The organism is Sphingomonas sp. Leaf230 (genome assembly GCF_001421745.1).
Classification (GTDB): Bacteria; Pseudomonadota; Alphaproteobacteria; order Sphingomonadales; family Sphingomonadaceae; genus Sphingomonas.
In genome coordinates this window covers 454,722-475,900 of record NZ_LMKW01000008.1, presented here as the reverse complement: position 1 = coordinate 475,900, position 21,179 = coordinate 454,722, and the positions used below count along the sequence as shown (strand labels likewise).

20 protein-coding genes are annotated in these 21,179 nt (G+C 65.1%); 13 read left to right on the top strand and 7 right to left on the bottom strand.

Translation table 11 applies throughout. The features are described 5' to 3' along the window. Position 1 precedes the first annotated feature (1 nt). Positions 2–250: a UvrB/UvrC motif-containing protein gene (locus tag ASE82_RS07790; protein ID WP_056061094.1), complete on the bottom strand. Its 249-nt coding sequence runs from the start codon at positions 248–250 to the stop codon at positions 2–4. Positions 251–264: 14 nt separating this feature from the next. Beyond that, a complete protein-coding gene (gene mnmA, locus ASE82_RS07785) occupies positions 265–1,386 on the bottom strand; it encodes a tRNA 2-thiouridine(34) synthase MnmA (RefSeq protein WP_056061092.1) in 1,122 nt (373 codons plus the stop codon). Between the two features lie 195 nt (positions 1,387–1,581). Here mnmA and ASE82_RS07780 point away from each other — a divergent pair, with 195 nt between their 5' ends. The 3 genes from ASE82_RS07780 to ASE82_RS07770 all read left to right on the top strand — a co-directional run bounded on the left by ASE82_RS07780 (position 1,582) and on the right by ASE82_RS07770 (position 2,563). After that, positions 1,582–1,809, top strand: coding sequence for a hypothetical protein (locus ASE82_RS07780; protein WP_056061089.1), 228 nt, complete (start codon positions 1,582–1,584; stop codon positions 1,807–1,809). Between the two features lie 103 nt (positions 1,810–1,912). After that, entirely contained in the window at positions 1,913–2,212 is a 300-nt protein-coding gene (sciP, locus tag ASE82_RS07775) for a CtrA inhibitor SciP (protein ID WP_056061087.1), read from the top strand. A 93-nt stretch (positions 2,213–2,305) separates the two neighbouring features. Further along, on the top strand, positions 2,306–2,563 hold the full coding sequence (locus tag ASE82_RS07770; RefSeq protein ID WP_056061084.1) for a GlsB/YeaQ/YmgE family stress response membrane protein: 258 nt from the start codon (positions 2,306–2,308) through the stop codon (positions 2,561–2,563). A gap of 234 nt (positions 2,564–2,797) precedes the next feature. Here ASE82_RS07770 and ASE82_RS07765 read toward each other — a convergent pair whose 3' ends face one another. Further along, a complete protein-coding gene (locus tag ASE82_RS07765) occupies positions 2,798–3,535 on the bottom strand; it encodes an SIMPL domain-containing protein (protein ID WP_056061080.1) in 738 nt (245 codons plus the stop codon). Positions 3,536–3,742: 207 nt separating this feature from the next. Between ASE82_RS07765 and ASE82_RS07760 the strand changes: the two genes are divergently transcribed. The 5 genes from ASE82_RS07760 to ASE82_RS07740 all read left to right on the top strand — a co-directional run bounded on the left by ASE82_RS07760 (position 3,743) and on the right by ASE82_RS07740 (position 11,865). After that, on the top strand, positions 3,743–4,933 hold the full coding sequence (locus ASE82_RS07760; RefSeq protein ID WP_056061077.1) for an efflux RND transporter periplasmic adaptor subunit: 1,191 nt from the start codon (positions 3,743–3,745) through the stop codon (positions 4,931–4,933). A gap of 4 nt (positions 4,934–4,937) precedes the next feature. Then, positions 4,938–8,159 carry an efflux RND transporter permease subunit gene (locus tag ASE82_RS07755; protein ID WP_056061076.1) on the top strand — a complete coding sequence of 1,074 codons (3,222 nt, stop codon included), beginning with the start codon at positions 4,938–4,940 and terminating at the stop codon, positions 8,157–8,159. Positions 8,160–8,303: 144 nt separating this feature from the next. Continuing rightward, entirely contained in the window at positions 8,304–8,582 is a 279-nt protein-coding gene (locus ASE82_RS19375) for a hypothetical protein (RefSeq protein WP_156348814.1), read from the top strand. Between the two features lie 78 nt (positions 8,583–8,660). Continuing rightward, a complete protein-coding gene (locus tag ASE82_RS07745; protein WP_082441370.1) occupies positions 8,661–9,929 on the top strand; it encodes a DUF445 domain-containing protein in 1,269 nt (422 codons plus the stop codon). A gap of 766 nt (positions 9,930–10,695) precedes the next feature. After that, positions 10,696–11,865: a hypothetical protein gene (locus ASE82_RS07740; RefSeq protein WP_056061066.1), complete on the top strand. Its 1,170-nt coding sequence runs from the start codon at positions 10,696–10,698 to the stop codon at positions 11,863–11,865. A gap of 469 nt (positions 11,866–12,334) precedes the next feature. Here the strand turns inward: ASE82_RS07740 and ASE82_RS07735 are convergent, their stop codons facing one another. After that, positions 12,335–13,039, bottom strand: coding sequence for an HAD family hydrolase (locus ASE82_RS07735; RefSeq protein WP_235524634.1), 705 nt, complete (start codon positions 13,037–13,039; stop codon positions 12,335–12,337). A 62-nt stretch (positions 13,040–13,101) separates the two neighbouring features. Here ASE82_RS07735 and ASE82_RS07730 point away from each other — a divergent pair, with 62 nt between their 5' ends. The 5 genes from ASE82_RS07730 to ASE82_RS07710 all read left to right on the top strand — a co-directional run bounded on the left by ASE82_RS07730 (position 13,102) and on the right by ASE82_RS07710 (position 17,030). Beyond that, positions 13,102–14,211, top strand: coding sequence for an ABC transporter permease (locus ASE82_RS07730; RefSeq protein ID WP_056061063.1), 1,110 nt, complete (start codon positions 13,102–13,104; stop codon positions 14,209–14,211). Then, the gene (locus tag ASE82_RS07725; RefSeq protein WP_056061059.1) at positions 14,211–15,119 is read left to right on the top strand and encodes an ABC transporter ATP-binding protein; all 909 of its coding nucleotides are present in this window, start codon (positions 14,211–14,213) and stop codon (positions 15,117–15,119) included. Before ASE82_RS07730 ends, ASE82_RS07725 begins: the two co-directional genes overlap by 1 nt. Next, on the top strand, positions 15,119–16,084 hold the full coding sequence (locus tag ASE82_RS07720) for an MlaD family protein (protein WP_056061057.1): 966 nt from the start codon (positions 15,119–15,121) through the stop codon (positions 16,082–16,084). The genes ASE82_RS07725 and ASE82_RS07720 overlap by 1 nt, the downstream gene beginning before the upstream one ends. A gap of 8 nt (positions 16,085–16,092) precedes the next feature. Beyond that, positions 16,093–16,674 carry an ABC-type transport auxiliary lipoprotein family protein gene (locus ASE82_RS07715; RefSeq protein ID WP_056061054.1) on the top strand — a complete coding sequence of 194 codons (582 nt, stop codon included), beginning with the start codon at positions 16,093–16,095 and terminating at the stop codon, positions 16,672–16,674. Between the two features lie 65 nt (positions 16,675–16,739). After that, the gene (locus ASE82_RS07710; protein WP_056061052.1) at positions 16,740–17,030 is read left to right on the top strand and encodes a hypothetical protein; all 291 of its coding nucleotides are present in this window, start codon (positions 16,740–16,742) and stop codon (positions 17,028–17,030) included. Positions 17,031–17,169: 139 nt separating this feature from the next. Here the strand turns inward: ASE82_RS07710 and ASE82_RS07705 are convergent, their stop codons facing one another. From ASE82_RS07705 to glgA, 3 genes are read right to left on the bottom strand one after another with little or no spacing between them, the layout of a single operon-like run. Further along, complete coding sequence (locus tag ASE82_RS07705) at positions 17,170–18,006, bottom strand: HpcH/HpaI aldolase/citrate lyase family protein (RefSeq protein ID WP_056061049.1); 837 nt, start codon at positions 18,004–18,006, stop codon at positions 17,170–17,172. Positions 18,007–18,024: 18 nt separating this feature from the next. Beyond that, a complete protein-coding gene (locus ASE82_RS07700; protein WP_056061045.1) occupies positions 18,025–19,644 on the bottom strand; it encodes an alpha-D-glucose phosphate-specific phosphoglucomutase in 1,620 nt (539 codons plus the stop codon). Continuing rightward, positions 19,641–21,086 carry a glycogen synthase GlgA gene (gene glgA / locus ASE82_RS07695; RefSeq protein WP_056061041.1) on the bottom strand — a complete coding sequence of 482 codons (1,446 nt, stop codon included), beginning with the start codon at positions 21,084–21,086 and terminating at the stop codon, positions 19,641–19,643. Before glgA ends, ASE82_RS07700 begins: the two co-directional genes overlap by 4 nt. Positions 21,087–21,179 lie beyond the last annotated feature (93 nt).

Below are 21,179 nucleotides of genomic sequence, written 5' to 3'. Positions count from 1 at the left end.
GCTACCGCTTCCGCCCCTTGGTCATCGGATCGGGCTTTTTCGGTTTCACCCAGCCCGGCGGCGGCGTCATCCGCTGCTGGCTCGTTCCAAGCCCCATCGCGCCGGGCTGTTGCCGTGTCAGACCAGCCGTGTCCGCTACCTCGCCGCCGCCGCGCAACACGCTGATCTGATCACGCAACTTGCCCGCGGTTTCGAAATCCATCGCCGCGGCGGCGGCTTCCATCTGGCGGCGTAGATCTTCGATATCCATCCGCCCTGAACGCGTCAGGCGGCGACGAGTGCCGCTTCGGTTTCCGCGATCCAGCCGCCGCCGAGCACGCGCTCGCCCGCATAGAGTACTGCCGCCTGACCGGGCGCGACGCCGTATTCCGGCGCATCGAACACCACGCGGTCGCCGACCAGACGGGCGGGGACGGGTTTCGCCATCGATCGCACCTTGGCCGTCAGCGGCCCGGTGAAATCGCCACCCAGCCAGTTGATGTCGGTCATCCGTGCTGCCTCGACCGCCAGCGCGCGACGGGGGCCGACGACGACCCGCTTCGTAGCAGGCTCGACTCGCACGACGTAGAGCGGCTCGGGACTGCCGCCGATCTCCAACCCGCGGCGCTGGCCGACGGTGAAGTGGATCAGCCCACGATGTTCGCCGAGCTTTGCGCCGCCGAGATCGACGATGTCGCCCGCAGTCTCCGCCGCCTCGGGGCGCAGTTTTTTGACGAGCCCGGCGTAGTCGCCGTCGGGAACGAAGCAGATGTCCTGGCTGTCCGGCTTGGCCGCGACGCCGAGGCCGAGTTCGGCGGCGATCTCGCGGACGCGTGCTTTGGGTAGGCCACCGAGCGGAAAGCGGAGGTAATCGAGCTGCGTCTGCGTGGTCGCGAACAGGAAGTAGCTTTGGTCGCGCGCGGGATCGGCGCCGCGGTGGAGTTCGGCCCCGTGCGCGCCCTCGACACGCCGCACATAATGCCCGGTCGCAAGGCAGTCCGCGCCGAGATCGCGCGCGAGCTTCAGCAGGTCGGTGAACTTCGGCCCCATGTTGCACTGAACACACGGGATCGGCGTGCGACCGGCGAGATACTCGTCGGCGAACTTGTCGACCACCTGCTCGCGGAAACTGGTCTCGTGATCGAACACGTAGTGCGCGATGCCGAGGCGATCGCAGACCGCACGGGCGTCGCGGATATCGCGGCCCGCGCAGCACGAGCCTGCGCGGCCGACCGCCTCGCCATGATCGTACAGCTGCAACGTCACGCCGATGGTCTCGGCGCCGGTGGCATGCGCGAGCGCGGCGACGACCGAACTGTCGACGCCGCCCGACATCGCCACGACGATGCGCTTTCCGGCCATGCCCGTATCGGCGCTGGCCCCGAGCTGAAAATCGGTCTGATCCATGCGGCGCTACATAAGCGCGGAGGCACCGCGTTGCAAAAAGATGCGTCGATTAACCTCGATCAGGCCGAAGCGAGTGAAAAATGCGACCGGCGAACGTCGCGATGCAACAAATCGGCCACTGCGTGGCGGGTGTTTTACGCAGTCTTCATCCCCTTGGCCTAGACAGGGGCTTCCGAGAATGAAGCGAGTATCCCGTTGGACCTGAGTTTTCCCCGTTTCGATCGCGACGCAGAGGTCACCGTTCTTCCGGGTGACCTGGCCGTCCTGATCGTCGGTATCGCCGCCCGGCAGGCAGCGAGCCCGACAGCGGCGGTGCAGGCGGGATTTGCTCGCGCCACGATCGATCCGAAGTTGTTCGCGCCACTCCACGGTGCGTTCAACGGGCCGATGGCCGCGGCGTTGACCCGTTGGAAGGAGGAATGAAGATGCTGTTTACCGCGGCGTTTCAGCCGATCTTCAAGACCTGCGCTTACAGGTCGTGTGTGCGTATCGAGAGGGGGCCCCCCGCCCCGACCAGAGGTTTCAAATGATCGAGAACCAGAAAATCCGTCCCGGCAAGGTCATCGGGCCCTTGGGCGAGCAGCTGACGCTGGACAGCCTGCCACCGCCCAGCACCACGCGCTGGGTCGTTCGGCGCAAGGCCGAGGTGGTCGCCGCGGTGAATGGCGGGCTGTTGAGCGTCGACGATGTCTGCGCGCGCTACGGCCTGACGGTCGAGGAGTTCGCCGGTTGGCAGCGGGCGATCGATCGGTCGGGAATGCCCGGACTGCGCGTGACGCGGATCCAGCACTATAAGTCGTTGTACGAGCGCCAACAAAAGTATTGAACGGCAAAACTCAAAACGCGAGCGGAACAAAAAACGCCGTTCGCACGTCTTTCCGCCATCGCCCGGATACGGGTTCAACGGAGGGAAAATATCATGGGTCTCATTCTTTGGCTGATCATCGGCGGCGTCATCGGCTGGATCGCTAGCATGATCATGCGCACCGACGCGCAGCAGGGCATCTTCCTGAACATCATCGTCGGCATCGTTGGCGCGTTCATCGGTGGCCTGATCCTGTCGGGTGGCTCGATCAACAACCAGCCGCTGACGCTGACCTCGTTCATCGTGTCGCTTCTGGGTGCGATCATCCTGCTCGCGATCGTGAACCTCGTGCGTCGCGGTAGCGTCCGCTAAGAGTTCGCATCGTCACGCGAAGATAAAGGGTCGTCCGGGCAACCGGGCGGCCCTTTTTTCGTGCGTGAGATTATTTGCCCGATCCGCAGCCGGCCTTTGCATCCTCCCCCGCCAGGAGGAGGTGTCGCCGAAGGTGACGGAGGGGGAGGGCAAGAAGCAGCGGTTGCTCCTTCCTCCCCCTCCGTCTGGCAAGTGCCAGCCACCTCCCCCTTGCGGGGGAGGATCGTAAGAGGGTCAGTTCAGCAGGAAGCGTACTGACAGCGTGACCGTCACGTCCTTCTCGCCGGGTGCGATCTGCGTGCTGTCCTTGGCCATCGCCGCACGCGCCATGAACATCGGCTGTGCCGGACCACCCGTGTCCTGGCCCGATTCCGCGATCGAGACGATCCGCGACACGCGCAGCCCCGCCGCCTTGGCGTAGAGATCGGCGCGGCGCTTGGCCTGCGCGATCGCATCCGTCCGGGCTTCGTCGAGCGCTGCGTCAGGCTTGTCGATCGACAGGTTCGGCCCGTCGATCTGGTTAGCACCCTCAGCCACCAGCGCATCGAGGACCGTCCCCGACTTCGCGACGTCGCGGAAGCGGATCGAGACGGTGTTGGTCGCCTGGTACCCGGTGATGACCGGCGGCTGGTTGTCGGCGTAGCGATATTGCGGGGCAAGCTGGACGGTCGAGGTAGCGATGTCGCGCGGCGCAACGCCTGCGCGCTTGAGCGAGGCCAGCACCTTCGCCATCCGCTGCGCATTGTCGGTGAGCGCAGCCGCCGCGGTCGTCGACTGGGATACGACACCGGCGCGGATTGTCGCCAGATCGGGCACTCGAGTGGTGCGCCCCTCGGCGGTCACGTCCAGAACGGTCCCGGCGGCAGGCACCATGGGCTCGACGGTCGTCGGCGCGGCCTGAGCGTTGGCAGCGACGGCAGGCAAGCCGATCGCGACGGTAGCGAGGGCGCTCAGGAACGATGCTGTCTTCATTGTTTCTCTCCGGTAGAACACGACCTGCCTGTCGTCCTACACAGTTCAACGCAAGCTGAACGGCATTGCGGATAGATCGGAATCGAAGCATGTCTGCGGTCCGCATGAGCCAAAGGGCTTGAGCGCGGTGACCTATTCATATAACACAGCCGGTGAATGGCGAAGCGGGTCGAGACAAGACCGGTCGAAATTGGGATTGTGACGCGCATGAACTACGAGACGAAGACCGTCGGCCAGATTGACGGTGGCGAGCACGAGGACCAGCTTGTGCTTCCCGATTACACCGCACCGTCGCACCGCCGCCGCAACATCATCATCGCGGTCGTCGTCGTGCTGGCGATCATCGGCGCCGTCTTCGCGTTCAAGGGCGGCAAGAAGGACGCCGCCGCCGGTCCGGTCGTCGAACAGGTGCCGACCGTCTCGGTCATGGTACCGGGGCGCAAGACCGTCGACCGCACGATTTCCGCCACCGGTACGATCGCCGCGCGGCGCGAAATGCCGGTCGGCGTCGCGGGCGAAGGCGGGATGATCACGCGCGTGCTGGTCGAGCCGGGCCAGTGGGTCGCGGCAGGTCAGGTGCTGGCGACGGTCGATCGCTCGGTCCAGACCGAGACCGCCGCCTCGCTCGCCGCCTCGGTCAGCGTCGCGCGCTCCGACGAAACGATCGCGCAGGCTGAACTCGATCGCGCCAAGCAGCTCGTCGATCGCGGCTTCATCTCGAAGGCCGATCTCCAGCGCAAGGCCGCGACCCGCGACGCCGCCGCCGCCCGCGTGAAGGTGGCGCAGGCGACGCTCGGCGAGGCGCGCGCGCGCAACGGTCGCCTCGATATCCGTGCGCCCGCCGCCGGCCTCGTGCTGACGCGCGGCGTCGAATCGGGCCAGGTCGTCGGCGCGGGTACGGGCGTGCTGTTCCGCATGGCCGCGGACGGCCAGATGGAAATGCGCGCGCAGTTGAGCGAAGCTGATCTCGCCGGGCTCCACGCCGGGGCGCGCGCGACCGTCGTTCCGGTCGGCACGACTCAGGGCTTCCCAGGCCAGGTGTGGCAGGTTTCGCCGGTCATCGACCCGCAGAGCCGCCAGGGCATTGCGCGGATCGCTGTCGCCTATGACCCCGCGCTGCGGCCGGGCGGTTTCGCCGCGGCGACGATCGTCGGCGGTGCCACCCAGGCACCGCTGCTCCCTGATTCGGCGCTGCAGAGCGACGAGAAGGGCAGCTTCGTCTATATCATCGGCGCCGATAACAAGGCGGCCCGCCGCGATATCAAGATCGGCCAGGTCTCCGATGCGGGCGTGACGATTCTCAGCGGACTCGATGGAACCGAGCGAGTAGTGTTGTCTGCAGGCGGGTTCCTGGCGCCCGGGCAGAAGGTGAAGCCGGTCACGAAGAAAGCGAGCTGAGCTCATGAACTTTCGCAACATCTCGGCCTGGGCGATCCGCAACCCGGTGCCGCCGATCGTGCTGTTCATCGCGCTGACCCTGGCGGGCATCGTCAGCTTCATGCGGATGGACGTGAACAACGATCCGGACATCGACTTCCCGATCGCGATCGTCGTCATCAACCAGCCGGGTGCCGCGCCGACCGAGCTCGAGACGCAGGTCACGCAGCGCGTCGAGGCGGCCGTTCGTTCGCTCCAGGGCATCGACGAGATCACCTCGACCGTTACCGAGGGCCAGTCGCAGACCGTCGTCCAGCTCAGCATCGGCACGCCGATCGACCGTGCCGTCACCGACGTCCGCGACGCGATCGCACAGATCCGCAGCGACCTGCCCGAGGGTATCCTCGAGCCGCAGGTGTTCCGTGCGAACACCACCGACAACGATCTCGCCAGCTATTCGGTGATCGCCAAGGACATGACGGTCGAACAGCTGAGCTGGTACATCGACAACAACGTCGCGAAGGAATTGCTGTCGGTCCCCGGCATGGCCGCGGTCAACCGCAACGGCGGCGTCAGTCGCGAAATCCGCATCATCCTCGATCCGCTCAAGCTGCAAAGCCAAGGGCTCACCGCAAGCCAGGTCAACGCCCAGCTCCGTCAGGTCAATCTGAACGCAGCGGGCGGTCGCGCCGAGATCGCCGGGTCCGAACAGTCGGTCCGCGTGCTCGGCAACGCGAAGGACGCGGTCGCACTCGCCCAGACCCAGATCAGTGTCGGTAACGGCCGTACCGTGCGATTGGCCGACATCGCACAGGTTCGCGATCTCTACGCCGAACAGCGCAGCCGTGCCGCGATCGACGGCCGCCAGACGATCAGCTTCGACTTCCAGCGCTCCAAGGGATCGTCCGACGTCACCGTCTTTAACGAGGCGGTGAAGAAGCTCGCGGCGATGGAAAAACGCAATCCGAACGTGCATTTCGTGCTGCGCTCGAACAGCGTCAAATACACCGAGATGCAGTATGAGAGCGCGATCCACGCGATGATCGAGGGCGCAGTGCTCGCGGTGATCGTGGTGTTCCTGTTCCTTCGCGACTGGCGCGCGACAGTGATCTCGTCGCTCGCGATTCCGCTGTCGGCGATCCCGGCCTTCTGGTTCATGGACCTGCTCGGCTTCAACCTGAACCAGATGACGTTGCTTGCGCTCAGTCTCGTCGCGGGCGTGCTGGTCGACGACGCGATTGTCGAGATCGAGAACATCGTCCGGCACATGCGGATGGGCAAGTCCGCCTATCAGGCCTCGATCGACGCCGCCGACGAGATCGGTCTCGCCGTGCTGGCCACGACGATGGCGATCGTCGCCGTGTTCCTGCCGGTCGGCCTGATGCCGGGTATCTCGGGGCAGTTCTTCAAGAATTTCGGCCTGACGGTGGTCGCCTCGGTACTTATGAGCCTCGCGGTCGCGCGTCTCGTCACGCCGATGCTCGCCGCGTATTTCCTCAAGTCCGCCGGCCCCGCTGTGCACGGCGAGGGCGTCCTGATGGACGGCTATATGGCAACGCTGAAGTGGACGCTGGAGACCGGCAAGGCGAAGGCCTCGGCCGCCCGTGGCGGCTTCCACCGCTTGACCAGCCGTTTCCGCGATCACCGGTTCTGGGTGCTCGGGCTCGGCCTGTTCGCGTTCCTGATGACGATCGTGATGTTCGCGGTCCTGCCGATGACGTTCCAGCCTGCGCAGGACAACGACACCTCGATGGCGGTCATCGACATGGTGCCGGGCACGACGCTGGCGCAGACCGAAGCGGTGGTGACCAAGGTCGCGGCGCTGATCGGATCGCAGCCCGACGTCCAGTCCGTCTACGCGCGCAGCGGTGCCAACGGTTCGGTCAATGCCGGCCGCGTCACCGCGACGCTGAAAGACGACCGCAAGATGAAGAGCACGGAGTTCGAGCGCAGCCTCGCACCCCAGCTCGCGGCGATCCCCGACGCACGCGTCTCGTTCCGATCTCAGAATGGCTGGGGCGGCAGCACGCGCGACATGAGCGTGACGCTGGGTGGCGACGATCCCAAGCTGCTCGATGCGACCGCGCAGAAGATCGTGACCGAGATGTCGCGCCTGCCGACGCTGGTCGCGCCGCGCGTCGCCGGCAACATGCAGCGCCCGGAAATCGTCATCAAGCCGCGCTTCGATCTTGCCGCCAATCTCGGCGTGACGACGCAGGCGCTGTCGTCGGCGATCCGGATCGCGACGCTCGGCGACATCGACCAGAACTCGGCGCGCTTCTCGCTCTCCGATCGCCAGATCCCGATCCGCGTCGCGCTCGACCAGGGCGCGCGTAGCGAGCTGTCGACGATCCAGAACCTGCCGGTCTCGACCGCCTCGGGTGGTTCGGTGCCGCTCAACCTGGTGGCGGAGATCACGCTCGGCTCCGGTCCGACCAAGATCGACCGCGTCAATCAGCAGCGTCAGCTGACGATCGGCGCCGATCTCGCGCCGGGGATAGTCTCCGGCGTCGCGCAGAAGCAGATCGATGCGCTGCCGACGATGGCGAACCTGCCGACCGGCGTGAACAAACTCGTGCTGGGGCAGTCCAAGTTCCAGGCGGAGATGATCAACAACTTCATCCTCGCGGTGATCGCGGGGACGTTCCTGGTGTTCGCGGTGCTGGTGCTGCTGTACCGCCGCGCGTTGCCGCCGTTCGTCAACATGGGGTCGCTTTTGCTGGCGCCGCTGGGCGGGTTGATCGCGTTGTGGGCGACGGGCAATCCGGTGTCGATGCCGGTGTTCATCGGTATCCTCATGCTGCTCGGCATCGTCGCGAAGAACTCGATCCTGCTGATCGATTTCGCGCTGGAGGAGATGGGCAAGGGCGTCGACGTCTGGACCGCGGTGGTCGATGCCGGCCACAAGCGCGCGCAGCCGATCGTGATGACCACGGTCGCAATGGTCGCGGGCATGATCCCGACCGCGCTGTCGCTCGGCGGCGACGGATCGTGGCGCGCGCCGATGGGCATCGTCGTGATCGGCGGGCTCGTCCTGTCGACCATCCTGACGCTGCTGATCGTCCCCGCGGCGTTCAGCCTCGCGGTCGGGATCGAGCGGTATATCGGCCCACGCCTCGGCCGCAGCCTGCTGACCTATCGCCCTGGCGACGACGGCAGCGAAGTCATCGGGCTCGCCGGACCGTCGGGGCCACGGCTCGGACCGGCAACCCCCAAGCTCGGCGATGGCACGCAGCCAGCCGAGTGACGCCATCGCGCCCCTCGTGTTGAACGACTCCAAAGTGCTGCGTAATGGCGGGGCGTCGACGAATACGGCACGAACGGCGAATGCACGGGCCGTCGGGTCGAGCATGGGAAGGTCGAGCGCGTGCCGGTCGAGCGTAGAACGGTCATGCCGGACTCATTCGAAAGCCGCGCGGTCGAGCATGGGCCAGTCGAGCGCGGGCCGGTCAAGAGCATTGCGCGTCGGCGTGGCGTCGAGGAATACGGCACGAACGTCACCAGCGCGAGCCGTCTGGTCGAGCACGGGCGAAGCAAACACGCGGCGGTTGAGCGTGGGCCGGTCATGCCGGCTTCGGTCGAAAGCCGTGTGGCAGTCGAGCACGGACCGCTCGGAACCCAGCCAATCACGCGCGGGGGTGGCAAAATTCCACCAGCCGAGCGCACCTGAATCGAGCGCTCGCCGGGCGAAAGCCGGATCGTCGGCGGCGGTCGTGAACTATCCCCGCGCTGGGGGATTGTTTCGGGCATGACAGTTTCAACCCGCACGCGCCCGGCGAGCGAAGCAACGCCGCCCGCCCTCGTCCGCATGCGGATCGTCGCGACCGGGCTGCTCGTGTTCATGGCCGCGACCTTCTTCGTCAGCCGCGCGCTCGTCCCCGTCCACCCCGCCTTCGCGTTCGTCCGCGCGTTCGCCGAGGCGGCGATGGTCGGCGGCCTCGCGGACTGGTTCGCGGTGACCGCGCTGTTCCGCCATCCGCTCGGCCTGCCGATCCCGCACACCGCGATCGTGCCGCGCAACAAGGACCGCATCGGCGACACGCTCGCGCAGTTCCTCCGCGCGAACTTCCTGATCCCCGTCGTCATCGCCAGGCGAACCCGCCGGCTCGACGTGGCGGGTGCGATCGCCCGCTGGCTGACCGATCCGCCCGAGGGGGCAGGGGGACGCTTTCGGCAGGGCGCGTCGAAGCTGGTCGCACAGGTGCTGAAGGGTCTCGATCCGGCGCGGCTCGGCGGGATGGTCAAGGCCGGGATCGGCGCCCGCCTGCGCGCGACGGAGGTGTCGCCGATCCTCGGCCAGTTGCTGAAGGCCGCGATCGCCGAGCGCCGCCACGCGCCGCTGCTCGAAAGCGCGATCCGCTGGGCGGCCAAGACGCTGGCCGCGAACGACCACCTCGTCCGCGCGATGGTCCACGACAAGGCCGGCTCGATCCTGCGCTGGACCGGGCTCGACACGACCGTCGCGGACAAGCTCATCAGCGGTTTCGACAAGCTGCTCGCGGAGATGGCGGAGGACCCCGAGCATCCGCTGCGCCTGAAGGCGGAGGAGGGGCTCGATCGGCTCGCCTGGGACCTGCAATATGACCGCCGGATGCGCGAGCGCGTCGAGACGATGAAGAACGACCTGCTCGACAATCCGGCGATGCAGCGCTGGCTCGACGGCCTGTGGGAGCAGGCACGCGGCGCGCTGCTGGCGATCGCGCGCGACCCCGAGCGGGCGATGGCCGGCAAGCTTGGCGACATCCTGCGCCAGCTCGGCGAGACGTTGCAGCACGATCCGCGCATGTCGCGGACGATCAACCGGTTCGTGCGGCGTGCGGCGGTCGGCGCGGCGGCGGACTACGGCGACGGCATCGTCAAGCTGGTCTCGGAAACGGTCCGCAGCTGGGACGCCGACACGATCACCCGCCGCCTGGAAAACGCCGTCGGCCGCGACCTGCAATATATCCGCGTGAACGGCACGATCGTCGGCGGGCTGGTCGGACTGGTGATCCACAGCGTTGATGTGCTGTTGTGAGGGGGCGGCGTGTGATCGTTTCGATCGCGCGCGGAACGGCAGCATTATCGCTCGGTAGCGTGTGGCCGTCTGGGTTAAGTAAGACCTGGAGAAGTTAACTTTGAAAACAGATCGAGATGGGGCGGCGCTTGCCGACATCGAATGTCTGGGTCAATCCTTATCGGCAGAACCATTTCTTCAATGACTTAGCGGGCCCCTCCGCTGGTTCACCTTTGCTCGGGCAGGACCGGGGGCACGTATTGGTGCAGTCGACCTGATTAGCCGAAGGCTTTCGCAGCCGATGGACACAATCAGGATTTATACTGCATAGGGCCTCGGATGAGAAGGGGGAGTGTATCAGCGTTGTCGATAGAGTATGAGGATGGCGTGCCGGCTCATTGCCCTCCCGCGCAGGCCGAAGAAAAAGCCGCGACGCTTTATCGAATCTGCGGCGCCAGCCCACCGGATGCGGAGGACTATACCTCACATGCCAGATCAACCTCTTTACGCAAGGTGAAGCAGGCGCAGGCCGCGCTTAAGCGTGATCCACAAGATTGCACTCCGTCAGGTCTCTCGGTTTATCTCACGGAGAAAGGCATTCGGCACGCCTGCAAACTTTTTCCGTTTGCTCAAGGTGCTTTTGTCTACACCACTAACGTGAACGCGAACGAGGGGGCTCTGCTACCGACGCGATCCGCAGAACATTACACGTACTGGCCACGTGCCTCAACAAAGCTAGACGAACGTGCAGAGCTCGCGTTTGGTCCAGTCGATAGGGCTACAGTCGATGTGGGTTGATGGTCGCCCGTTCCTTACGAAATGGTATGGCGGTGCCGTCAGCCCCGCGGAAATTCTTTACGAGCTTGATGGCCCCGCTATTTTCACAAGTCACGCAGGGCCGGCGACATTTCTCTGTTTCAAGGTTGCAGAAGAGAACGAGGGTGACGTTTTTCTAGTTGCTCCCGTTGAAGATGAAGAATTGGTAGCACTGCGCAGTGGCAATCTATCGATGCGTGGTGCTATGAGTCACCGCGAAGCATGGCTCGCGGAAATTAACTTCGATTTTGAAGTTATTCGCTATCAAGAACAATCTTATCAGGAGTACGGCAAGTTATTGCCTGATAAGGGCGTGGCTCTTTATTCGAGTTTTGGCGAAGCGGCTGATACTCTTGAGCAATCAGAAGCATTTTTGTCTTTTAAGTTTGAGTCGGGTCTAATGTCGGCGCTGTCGATGCCTCTGAGCGTTCTTAAAGGTCGCCTAGATGCTGTTTCTGACGTTGTGCGTGGCGCATTGATGCCAGAACGATTGTCTTATGGGCGAAAAGGACGTTTTTTCGACCCAGAAGTATTCCCGCTGCGTTTTGACAGCCTTCTTATTGCAATAAAAGAGCCGCAGTTTGACGAGCAAGGACTACTATCATCGAAGGAAACCGCCGGCTTTACGCCCGAGAGCCTCGTCTCCGAAAGTGAAGACTTGGGAGCCAGATTTGTAGAGGAACTTGAAGAGACGGCAAATCTGGCGCGAGGTAACGGCTTAACCAAGGCAGAAGCAAATCTTCATTTTGAGCTACTTGATCGCATTGCCGGTATTGTTCCCACAACTAAGAACGAACTGACTCGTCTTCAGGTCGGCTTCCGAACGAAGGCAGGAGTGAAACTTGTCTCGATAGACAAGCGAACTGGGGACAACATAGTAGCTGCGAGACAGAGCATTCAGGCTCCGATCAGGCGAATTAAAGGCACTATCATTGAATTAAATGATGACGCTAAGACCTTTATAGTCAAGGACGCTGCGGGGCGACAGACGACGGTGAATCCGTTAGCGGAGAAGTATCAGGAGATGATTGATCGAGACCTTATGAAAATAGGTCAGCGTCTTCTAGTCACTGGAAGATTGTGGGAGCGCATCCGGCGAGATTATATAATCCTTACGCAAAGTGCCGAACCCTTAGCTTAAACAATAATGAGATTTTAAGCTTCTCAGCAGTTCAACGTCGCGAGCAACGGTGTTGGTCCTGCCCCGGTCCTTACCAACTTATCCGCACTTATCTCTCGATGCATGCTAAGTAGCTTACTTAATTAGCAAAACGCTGATTCTGGCGCTATCTACCTCAGCCCTAGGCAGTCATCGCACATCAGTTTATTGCAGCTACATTCCGTTCGCGCAGGGCATGCGCTTGACCGCTCTAATCGCAGCCTTGCTCACTGGGTCGATAAGGGCAGCAACTTTGCCTTTCGAACAGAACTGAAAATAGGGGCGAGTCGAACAGAACTGAAAATAGGGGCGAGTCGCGATCGGCCACCCCACGTCAGAACTGGAGCTGAATAAGCGACCGGAGTAGGGTTGACGAAGACGGCTTCAAACGTCCTAGATTGGGTGTTAGTTACTGAATTAGGTGTTGGCAGCGGTCACTGGTCGAACGGAGCTACCGCTCCCAATCCGGCATTGCCCAACCCTTGGCCTTCGCCAGCAGTCGCAACGGCCCATGCGCGTTCACCGCGAAGGGTTCGTCGGCCCATTCGAAGGTCGGGGCGTCCGAAACATGGTCGGAATAGAAGCGGATGTGGGCGTGGTCTCGGGGGATGCCTTCGCGGTCCATCCAGGACTGGATCATCCGCAGTTTTGCCGGGCCGTAGCAATTCTCGCCTTCGATGCCGGCGAGCAGCACGCCGTCGCGGTCGCGCAGGCTCTCGGTGCCGATCACCGCGTCGAAGTCCAATCGCTTGGCGATCGCCTCGACGTAGAATCGGTACGATGCGGTCGCCATGACCAGTCGGTAGCCGGCGGCGCGGTCGGCCTCGATCTGCGCGCGGGCGCTGGCGAAGACGCCGTCGCGCATGACGCGGTCGGCGAAGGCTTCGGCGGCGCGGCGTTCTTCGGCGGGGGTCATGCGCTTGCCGAGCATCATGCGCTGCATCAGGTATTTGAGCCGGCCGCGGCTGATCAGCTTGCCGACATAGCCGAGCGCGGCGACTCCGGCGAACGGGACGAGCGCCAGCCGCCACGGCGCGCCGCCTTTCTTCGCGGTGTGGAGCAGGAACGGCGTCCAGGTCGGCGCGTGCGTGATCGTCTTGTCCATGTCGTAGATCGCGAGACGGATGGTCGGGGGGGCGGAAGGCTTTTCGATCATCGTCGTCACTTACGCCGCATTCATCTTGCCGATCCAGTCACTTTGCCGCAAAGGTGCCCCCGATGAGCGCGATGGCCGATTTCCAGCAGGACGGTGCCGATACCGGCACGCTTCGCTTTACCGGCGATCTGTCGCTCGCAAAGATCGGCAATCTGCCCGATCGGCTCGAGGCGATCGACGCGGCTTCGGTGAAGCATGTCGACCTCAGCGGAGTCGACCGGATCGACACGATCGGCGCGTGGGTCGTTCACCGGTTCGCGGCGCGCAACGATGCGACGATCGATGGGCTCGACGAGAACGACCAGGCGTTGTTCGACCAGGTCGTCGCCTCCGATCAGCCGATCGCCGCCAGGCCTGCGAAGGTCGGTGCGCTGTCCCGCGTGGTCGGCGAGATCGGCGACGCGGTCGTGCTGTCGGGCAAGACGATGCTCGGCCTGCTCGGGTTTCTCGGCGCGACGACGATCGCGTTCGGCAGCGTCATCCGCCACCCACGCCGCTTCCGGTTCAACGCCGTGGTCCAGCGATTCGAGGTCGTCGGCGTCGCCGCGCTCGGCATCGTCGGGCTGATGAGCTTCCTGATCGGCATGGTCATCGCGCAACAGGGCGCGGTCCAGTTGCGGCAGTTCGGCGCGGAGGTGTTCACGATCAACCTCGTCGGCCGCCTGACGATCCGCGAACTCGGCCTGTTGATGACCGCGATCATGGTCGCGGGGCGCTCGGGATCGGCGTTCGCGGCGCAGTTGGGCACGATGAAGCTCACCGAAGAGATCGACGCGATGCGGACGATCGGCGTCTCGCCGATGGAGGCGCTGGTGCTGCCCCGCGTGCTCGCGGCGATCGTGATGATGCCGCTGCTCGGCTTCTATGCGTCGATCATCGCGATCATCGGCGGCGGGCTGCTGTGCTGGGTCCAGCTCGGCATTCCGCCGGTGACGTTCATCGCGCGCATCCGCGAAGTCGTGCCGATCACCGATCTGTATATCTCGCTGATCAAGGCACCGGTGTTCGGCGCGATCATCGCGATCGCAGGCTGTTTCCAGGGGATGCAGGTCGAGTCGGACGCCGAGCAGGTCGGCCTGCGCACCACGTCGGCGGTGGTCCAGGGGATCTTCCTAGTGATCGTGCTCGACGCGTTCTTCGCGGTGTTCTTCACCTGGTTGGGTTGGGACTGATGCCCCGCAAGACGGACAACAAGACAGACGATTTTATCATCTCCGTGAAGGGGCTGAAGAACGCGTTCGGCGATTCGGTGGTGCACGAGGGGCTCGACCTCGACGTGCGGCGCGGCGAGATCCTCGGCGTGGTCGGCGGGTCGGGTACCGGCAAGTCGGTGCTGATGCGCTCGATCATCGGGCTTCAGACGCCGGTCGCGGGTGAGATCACGGTGTTCGGCGAGCCCAATATCGGCCGCGAGGAAACCGAGGCGACCGAGATCCGCAAGCGCTGGGGCGTGCTGTTCCAGGGTGGTGCGCTGTTCTCGACGCTGACCGTGGCCGAGAACGTCGAAGTGCCGTTGCGCGAATTCTATCCGGATCTGTCGCCGGCGCTGCTCGCGGAGATCGCGTCGTACAAGGTGGTGATGACGGGCCTGCCCGCCGATGCCGCGAACAAGTTTCCTGCCGAACTGTCGGGTGGCATGAAGAAGCGTGCCGGTCTTGCCCGTGCGCTGGCGCTCGATCCGGAGTTGCTGTTCCTCGACGAGCCGACCGCCGGGCTCGATCCGATCGGGGCGGCGGCGTTCGACGGGCTGACCCAGTCGTTGCAGAAGACGCTGGGGCTGACGGTGTTCCTGATCACGCACGATCTCGATACGCTGTATGCGATCTGCGACCGGGTTGCGGTGCTGGCCGACAAGAAGGTCATCGCGGTCGGGACGATCGACGAGCTGATCGCGCTCGATCACCCGTGGATCGAAGAATATTTCAAGGGGCCACGCGGTCGTGCCGCGGTCGCGACGCAGGAGGCGCATGAGCGCGCCGACCAAGAAGCAGCCCGACATCCTACTGAAGTCCAGTCCAAGCAGTCCGCGCCGGACGACGCCGACGCGACATACGCCGAGAAAGAAGCAAGGACGCGCTGATGGAAACCCGTTCGAACCACGTCCTAGTCGGCGCCGTCGTGCTGATCCTGCTGGCCCTGCTGGCGCTGTTCACCGTGTGGATCGCGCGGATCGGTGGCAAGGAAGAGAAGGAATACGACATCTTCTTCCGCCAGTCGGTCGACGGACTCGCGCGCGGCTCTGCCGTGGTGTTCTCGGGCGTACCGTCGGGGCAGGTGAAGACGATCTCGCTGTGGAAGAACGATCCGCAGTTCGTCCGCGTCCGGATCAGCGTCAACGACGAGACGCCGGTGCTGCAGGGCACGACCGCGTCGATCTCGGGCGTCGGCTTCACGGGCGTCAGCCAGATCTCGCTCGATGGCGCGCGCAAGGGTGCGCCGGCGATCGGCTGCCCCGACACGAAGACGCCGACCGAATGCCCGTACGGCGTGCCGGTGATCCCGACCAAGCTCGGTGGCCTGGGCGCGATCCTGAACTCGGCACCGCAGTTGCTCGAGCGCCTATCGACGCTGACCGAGCGCCTGACGGGGTTGCTGACCGATCGTAACCAGGCATCGATCGCGGGTATCCTCGAGAACACCAATCGCCTGACGGATGCACTCGCCGATCGCGGGCCCGAGATTGCCGCGACGCTTGCGCAGACGCGGGTTGCGATCCAGCAGGCCGGTGATGCCGCGCAGCAGTTCGGTGTGCTCGCCAAGACCACCAACGGCGTGCTGTCCGAGGACGTGAAGCCGGCGATGACGAACCTGAACAAGGCGATTACCTCCGCACAGCAGAGCGCGGAGACGTTGAACGCCGCGATCGGCGATGCACGGCCAGGCTTGCAGGCCTTCTCCAAGACGACGATCCCGGAGGCGAACCGTTTGGTTCGCGACCTCCGCACGACCGCCGCGGCGCTGTCGTCGGTCGCCGAGAAGGTCGACCAGCAGGGTGCGAGTTCGCTGATCGGGCAGCAGAAGCTCCCGGATTACAAGGGTAAGTGAGGCACGCCATGAAGACACCGCTCATCCTGATCGCGATGCTGCCACTCGCCGGGTGCATCAGCTTCGGCGCGAAACCGCCCCCCACATTGCTGACGCTGACGAGTGCATCGTCGGTGCCGGTCGGCCAGAACCAGGATTCGGCGACGGCGAAGTCGATCACGATCCAGGTCCCGGTCGTGCCGCAGTCGCTGGCCACCGCGCGCGTGCCCGTGCAGGCGACGCCGACCTCGATCGCATACGTGACCGACGCGCAGTGGGCCGAGCCCCCGGCGCGGCTGTTCTCACGGCTGGTGTCGGATACGGTTGCGGCGCGGACCGGGCTGGTGGTGCTGTCGACGGCGCAGTCGGTCGGCGATCCCGGCGGGTTGCTCGGTGGCGAGCTGCGGTCGTTCGGTCTCGATGCGACGACCCGCGAGGCAGTCGTGACGTTCGATGCGTCGCTGACCCGCGTCGGCAAGACGACGGTCGAGAAGCATCGCTTCGAGGCACGCGTGCCGGTGTCGGCGATCGATGCACCTTCGGCTGCGGCGGGGATCAATCAGGCGGCGAACCAGGTCGCGACGCAGGTAGCGGACTGGATCGGTCGGTGAACGCCCCTTCGTTCTGAACGCGGCGTCGGCCTGAGCGTTGATGCTTTCTGACGAGGAGAGCGACGATGCCACAGGGCGACAAGAGCGCGTACACGGACAAGCAGAAGCGCAAAGCCGCGCATATCGCGGACGGCTATGAAGAGCGCGGCGTTCCCGAGAAGGAGGCCGAGGCGCGGGCTTGGGCTGCGGTGAACAAGGATTCCGGTGGGGGAAATTTGTCGGGCTCGGGCCGCGGCAAGCCCGATACGCACGCGTCTTCGCATGAGGGCGGGAAGCAGGCGGCTGGGCGTAGCGCGGCGGCGAAGTCTGCGGCGGCGAAGAAGGGCTGGGAGACACGGCGGAAGAAGGCGGGGTAAAGCCGGAGGACGTCATCGAAGCGGTCCGTCATCCTGACGAAAGTCAGGATCCAGAGTTACACGTGGTGCACTTCATGGCTCTGGATCCTGACTTTCGTCAGGATGACGGGCAGTATTTGGGTACGTGCTTGTTAGCGCTTCAGCGTGCGAGCGTGGCTTCCGCCTCGGCAAGGTGCAAACGTTCCACCATCTGGCCGTCTAACCGGATGGCGCCCTTGTCGGCATTCTCCGGTTGCGCGAACGCCGCCACGACCTTGCGGGCCCATGCCAATTCTTCCTCGCTGGGGCCAAAACCGGCGTTAGCCGCATCGATCTGAGACGGATGGATCAACGTCTTTCCGTCGAACCCCAGCATAGCGCCTTGCGCGCACTCGGCGGTGAAGCGGGGCGGGTCGTCGAGGGCGTTGCAGACGCCGTCCAGCGCGACGATCCCGGCAGCACGGGCGGCCATGATCGTTGCGGTGAGAGCAGGGATCAGTGGCATGCGATCGGCACCGAGCCGGCAGCGCATCTCCTTGGCGAGATCGTTGGTGCCGGCGACCAGTGCGGTGAGGCGCGTTTCGGCTGCTGCGGCGGATAGGGCGGGGAGGGCGAGGATGGCGGCGCAGGTTTCTATCATTGCCCAGATCGGAGGGCCGTCTTTGCCGAGCGATGCGCGGACTGTGAGCAGGTCGGCGACCGACGAGACCTTGGGGACGAGCACCGCGTCGATGCCGGTAGCGCGGATTGCTGCGATGTCGTCGGTATACCAGGGGGTGTCTAGGCCGTTGACCCGTACGACCAGTTCGCGTTCGCCGAAGCCGCCTTCGCGGACCGCCTCGATGACGCGGTCCCGTGCTGCGGCCTTTTCGTCGGGGGCGACGGCGTCTTCCAGGTCGAGGATGACGACGTCGCAATCGAGCGTCCGCGCCTTGGCGATGGCGCGAGCGTTCGAGGCGGGCATGTAGAGCGCGCTGCGGCGGCGTCTGGTCGTCATGCTAGCGGCCGTCGCGGATCAGGTGACGACGTCGGGGGCGGTGCGGCCGGTATGCTCCGCGATCCTCGCGATTGACGCCGCGGCGGCGACGATGCTGGCGAGCATCTCGCCGGTGTCACGGTCGAGGTTGCCGCCGACGGGCTCGTAGCGTTCGAGGTACACGCGCAAGGTCGCGCCGGTGGTGCCGGTGCCCGACAGGCGGAACACGACGCGGCTGCCGCCCTCGAACAGGATGCGGACGCCTTGGTTGCGGCTGATCGAGCCATCGGTCGGGTCGGTATAGGCGAACTCGTCCGCGGTCTCGACGGTGAGGTCGCCGAATTGCTGGCCGGGCAGGGTGGCTAGGCTGGCGCGCAACGCCGCCATCAATGCGTCGGCGCGCGGGGTTTCGACGCCTTCGTAATCGTGGCGGGCATAGTAGTTACGGCCGAACTTCGCCCAGTGATCGCGGGCGATCGTGTCGACACTGTCGCCGCGGACCGCGAGAATGTTGAGCCACAGGAGGACTGCCCACAGGCCGTCCTTCTCGCGGACATGGTCGGAGCCGGTGCCGGCGCTTTCCTCGCCGCAGATCGTCGCCATGCCGGCGTCGAGCAGATTGCCGAAGAACTTCCAGCCGGTCGGGGTCTCGTAGGCGGGGATGCCGAGCGCTTCGGCCACTCGGTCGGCGGCGGCGCTGGTCGGCATCGAGCGGGCGATACCCTTGAGGCCGCCTGCGTACCCCGGCGCGAGGTGTGCGTTCGCCGCCAGCATGGCCAAGCTGTCCGAAGGGGTGACGAAGCGGTGCTTGCCTATGATCAGGTTGCGGTCGCCGTCGCCGTCCGACGCTGCGCCGAAATCGGGCGCTTCGGACGCCATCATCGTCTCGTACAATTCATGCGCGTGGACGAGATTGGGGTCGGGATGGTGACCGCCGAAGTCGGGGAGGGGCTCGCCGTTGCGGACGGTGCCGGGCGCGAAGCCGAGGCGGCGTTCGAGGATCTCGGTCGCGTACGGCCCCGTGACCGCGCTCATCGCGTCGAACGCCATCGTCAGCTTGGCGCTGCGGATCGCGTCGAAGTCGAACAGCGTCTCCATGAGCGCGGCATAATCCTCGACCGGATCGACGACCTCGACGGGCATATCGCCGACCGTGACTTCGCCGTCGGTGTCGAGGTCGATGTCGGCCGCGTCGACGGTCAGCCAGCGGTCGATCTCGAGCGTGCGCGCGTTGATCGCGTCGGTCACGGATTCAGGGGCGGGGCCGCCGTTGGCGATGTTGTACTTGATCCCGAAATCCTCGTCGGGACCGCCGGGGTTGTGGCTTGCCGAGAGGACGAGGCCACCGATGGCGCCACGCTTGCGGATCATGTGGCTGGCGGCGGGGGTGGAGAGAATGCCGCCGCGGCCGACGATCACGCGGCCGAAGCCGTTCGCTGCCGCCATGCGGATCGCGACCTGGATGACTTCGCGGTTGAGGAAGCGACCATCGCCACCGATCACCAGCGTCGCGCCGGCCTTGTCCGCGACCACGTCGAACACGCTCTGGACGAAATTTTCGGCATAGTTTGGCTGCTGGAAGACCTTAACCTTCTTCCGCAGGCCCGAGGTGCCGGGCTTCTGATCGGAATAAGGCGTGGTCGATACGGTGCGGATCATGCGGTCCCCGTCAGGCTTGCGTAAAGGTCTGCGTAGCGGCGGCCGCTCTCGTCCCACGAGAAGTCCGCACGCATCGCGTTGCGCTGCAACATGGACCAGCGATCGGGGCGTGCATAGAGGGCCATCGTTCGGCGCAGCGCGTGGCTGAGCGCTTCGGGCGTAACGCCGTCGTGCTGGATGCCGGTGGCGACGCCCGCTGCGATCGCGGCTTCGTTCGCGTCGATCACGGTGTCGGCGAGCCCGCCGGTGCGCGCGACGACGGGGATGCAGCCGTAAGCGAGGCCGTAGAGTTGCGTCAGGCCGCACGGCTCGAATCGCGATGGGATCAGGATCGCGTCGGCGCCGCCTTGCAGCAGGTGCGAGACGGGTTCGTCATAGCCGATGCGGACGCCGATCCGGCCGGGGTGGCGTTCGGCGGCGGCTAGGAACGCGCGTTCCAGCGCGGTGTCGCCCGAGCCGAGCAGCGCGAGACGGCCGCCGAGTGCGACGAGTTCGTCCAGCGCGCCGGCGAGGACGTCCATGCCCTTTTGCCAGGTAAGGCGGCTGATGACGGTGAAGATCGGGCCGTCGCCGGTGTCGAGCCCGAACAGGGTTTCGATCGCGCGCTTGTTGGTGCGGCGGCGGGCTAGCGTGCGCGCGGTGTAGCGGGCGGGGAGGGACGCGTCGGTTTCCGGGTTCCAGACGGCGGGGTCGATGCCGTTGACGATTCCGGTGACGCGGCCGGCGCGGTCGTTGATCAGGCCTTCGAGGCCCATGCCGAATTCGCCGCGGCGGATTTCTGCGGCGTAGGTCGGGCTGACGGTGGTGATCGCGTCGGCGGCTTCGAGACCGGCCTTGAGGAAGCCGACGCCGCCGTAATATTCGACGCCGTCGAGCGCGAAGGCTTTGTCGGGGAGCGCGAGATCGGCAAAGATGTCGTGGCCGTAGCGCCCCTGGAACGCGATGTTGTGGATCGTGACGACCGTCTTGGCGGGGGCGCCGGGGCCGGGCGCGTAGCGGAGATAGGCGGGGGCCATCGCTGCCTGCCAGTCGTGCGCGTGGAGGATGTCGAATGCGTAGCCGGGGACCGCGCCCGAGGCGAGATCGGCGGCGGCGCGGCTGAACGCGGCGAAGCGGCGCCAGTTGTCGGACCAGTCTGCGCCGGTCGCGTCGCCGTAGGGGCCGCCGCCTCGGGCGAACAGCGCGGGGGCGTCGAGGACGAGGAGCGGGTAGTCGCCGATCTTTGTCTTGAGGATGCGGGCTTCGGTGCCGAGCAGGTCTGTGTAGCGGTGGATTACCTTTGCGCGTTTGGTGACGGCGGCGAGGGCTGGGTAGCCGGGGAGGAAGGTCGTGAGCGCGACGTTATGCGGCGCGAGCGCGGCCGGGAGCGCGCCGACGACGTCCGCGAGACCGCCGGTTTTTATGAGGGGGTAGGCTTCCGAGGCGACGGAGAGGACGCGCATCAAATCCTCCCCGGCACGGGGAGGGGGACCATGCATCGCATGGTGGAGGGGGGCTTCCGCAGGCGGTATGCGTTCGATCGCAGATGGTATGCT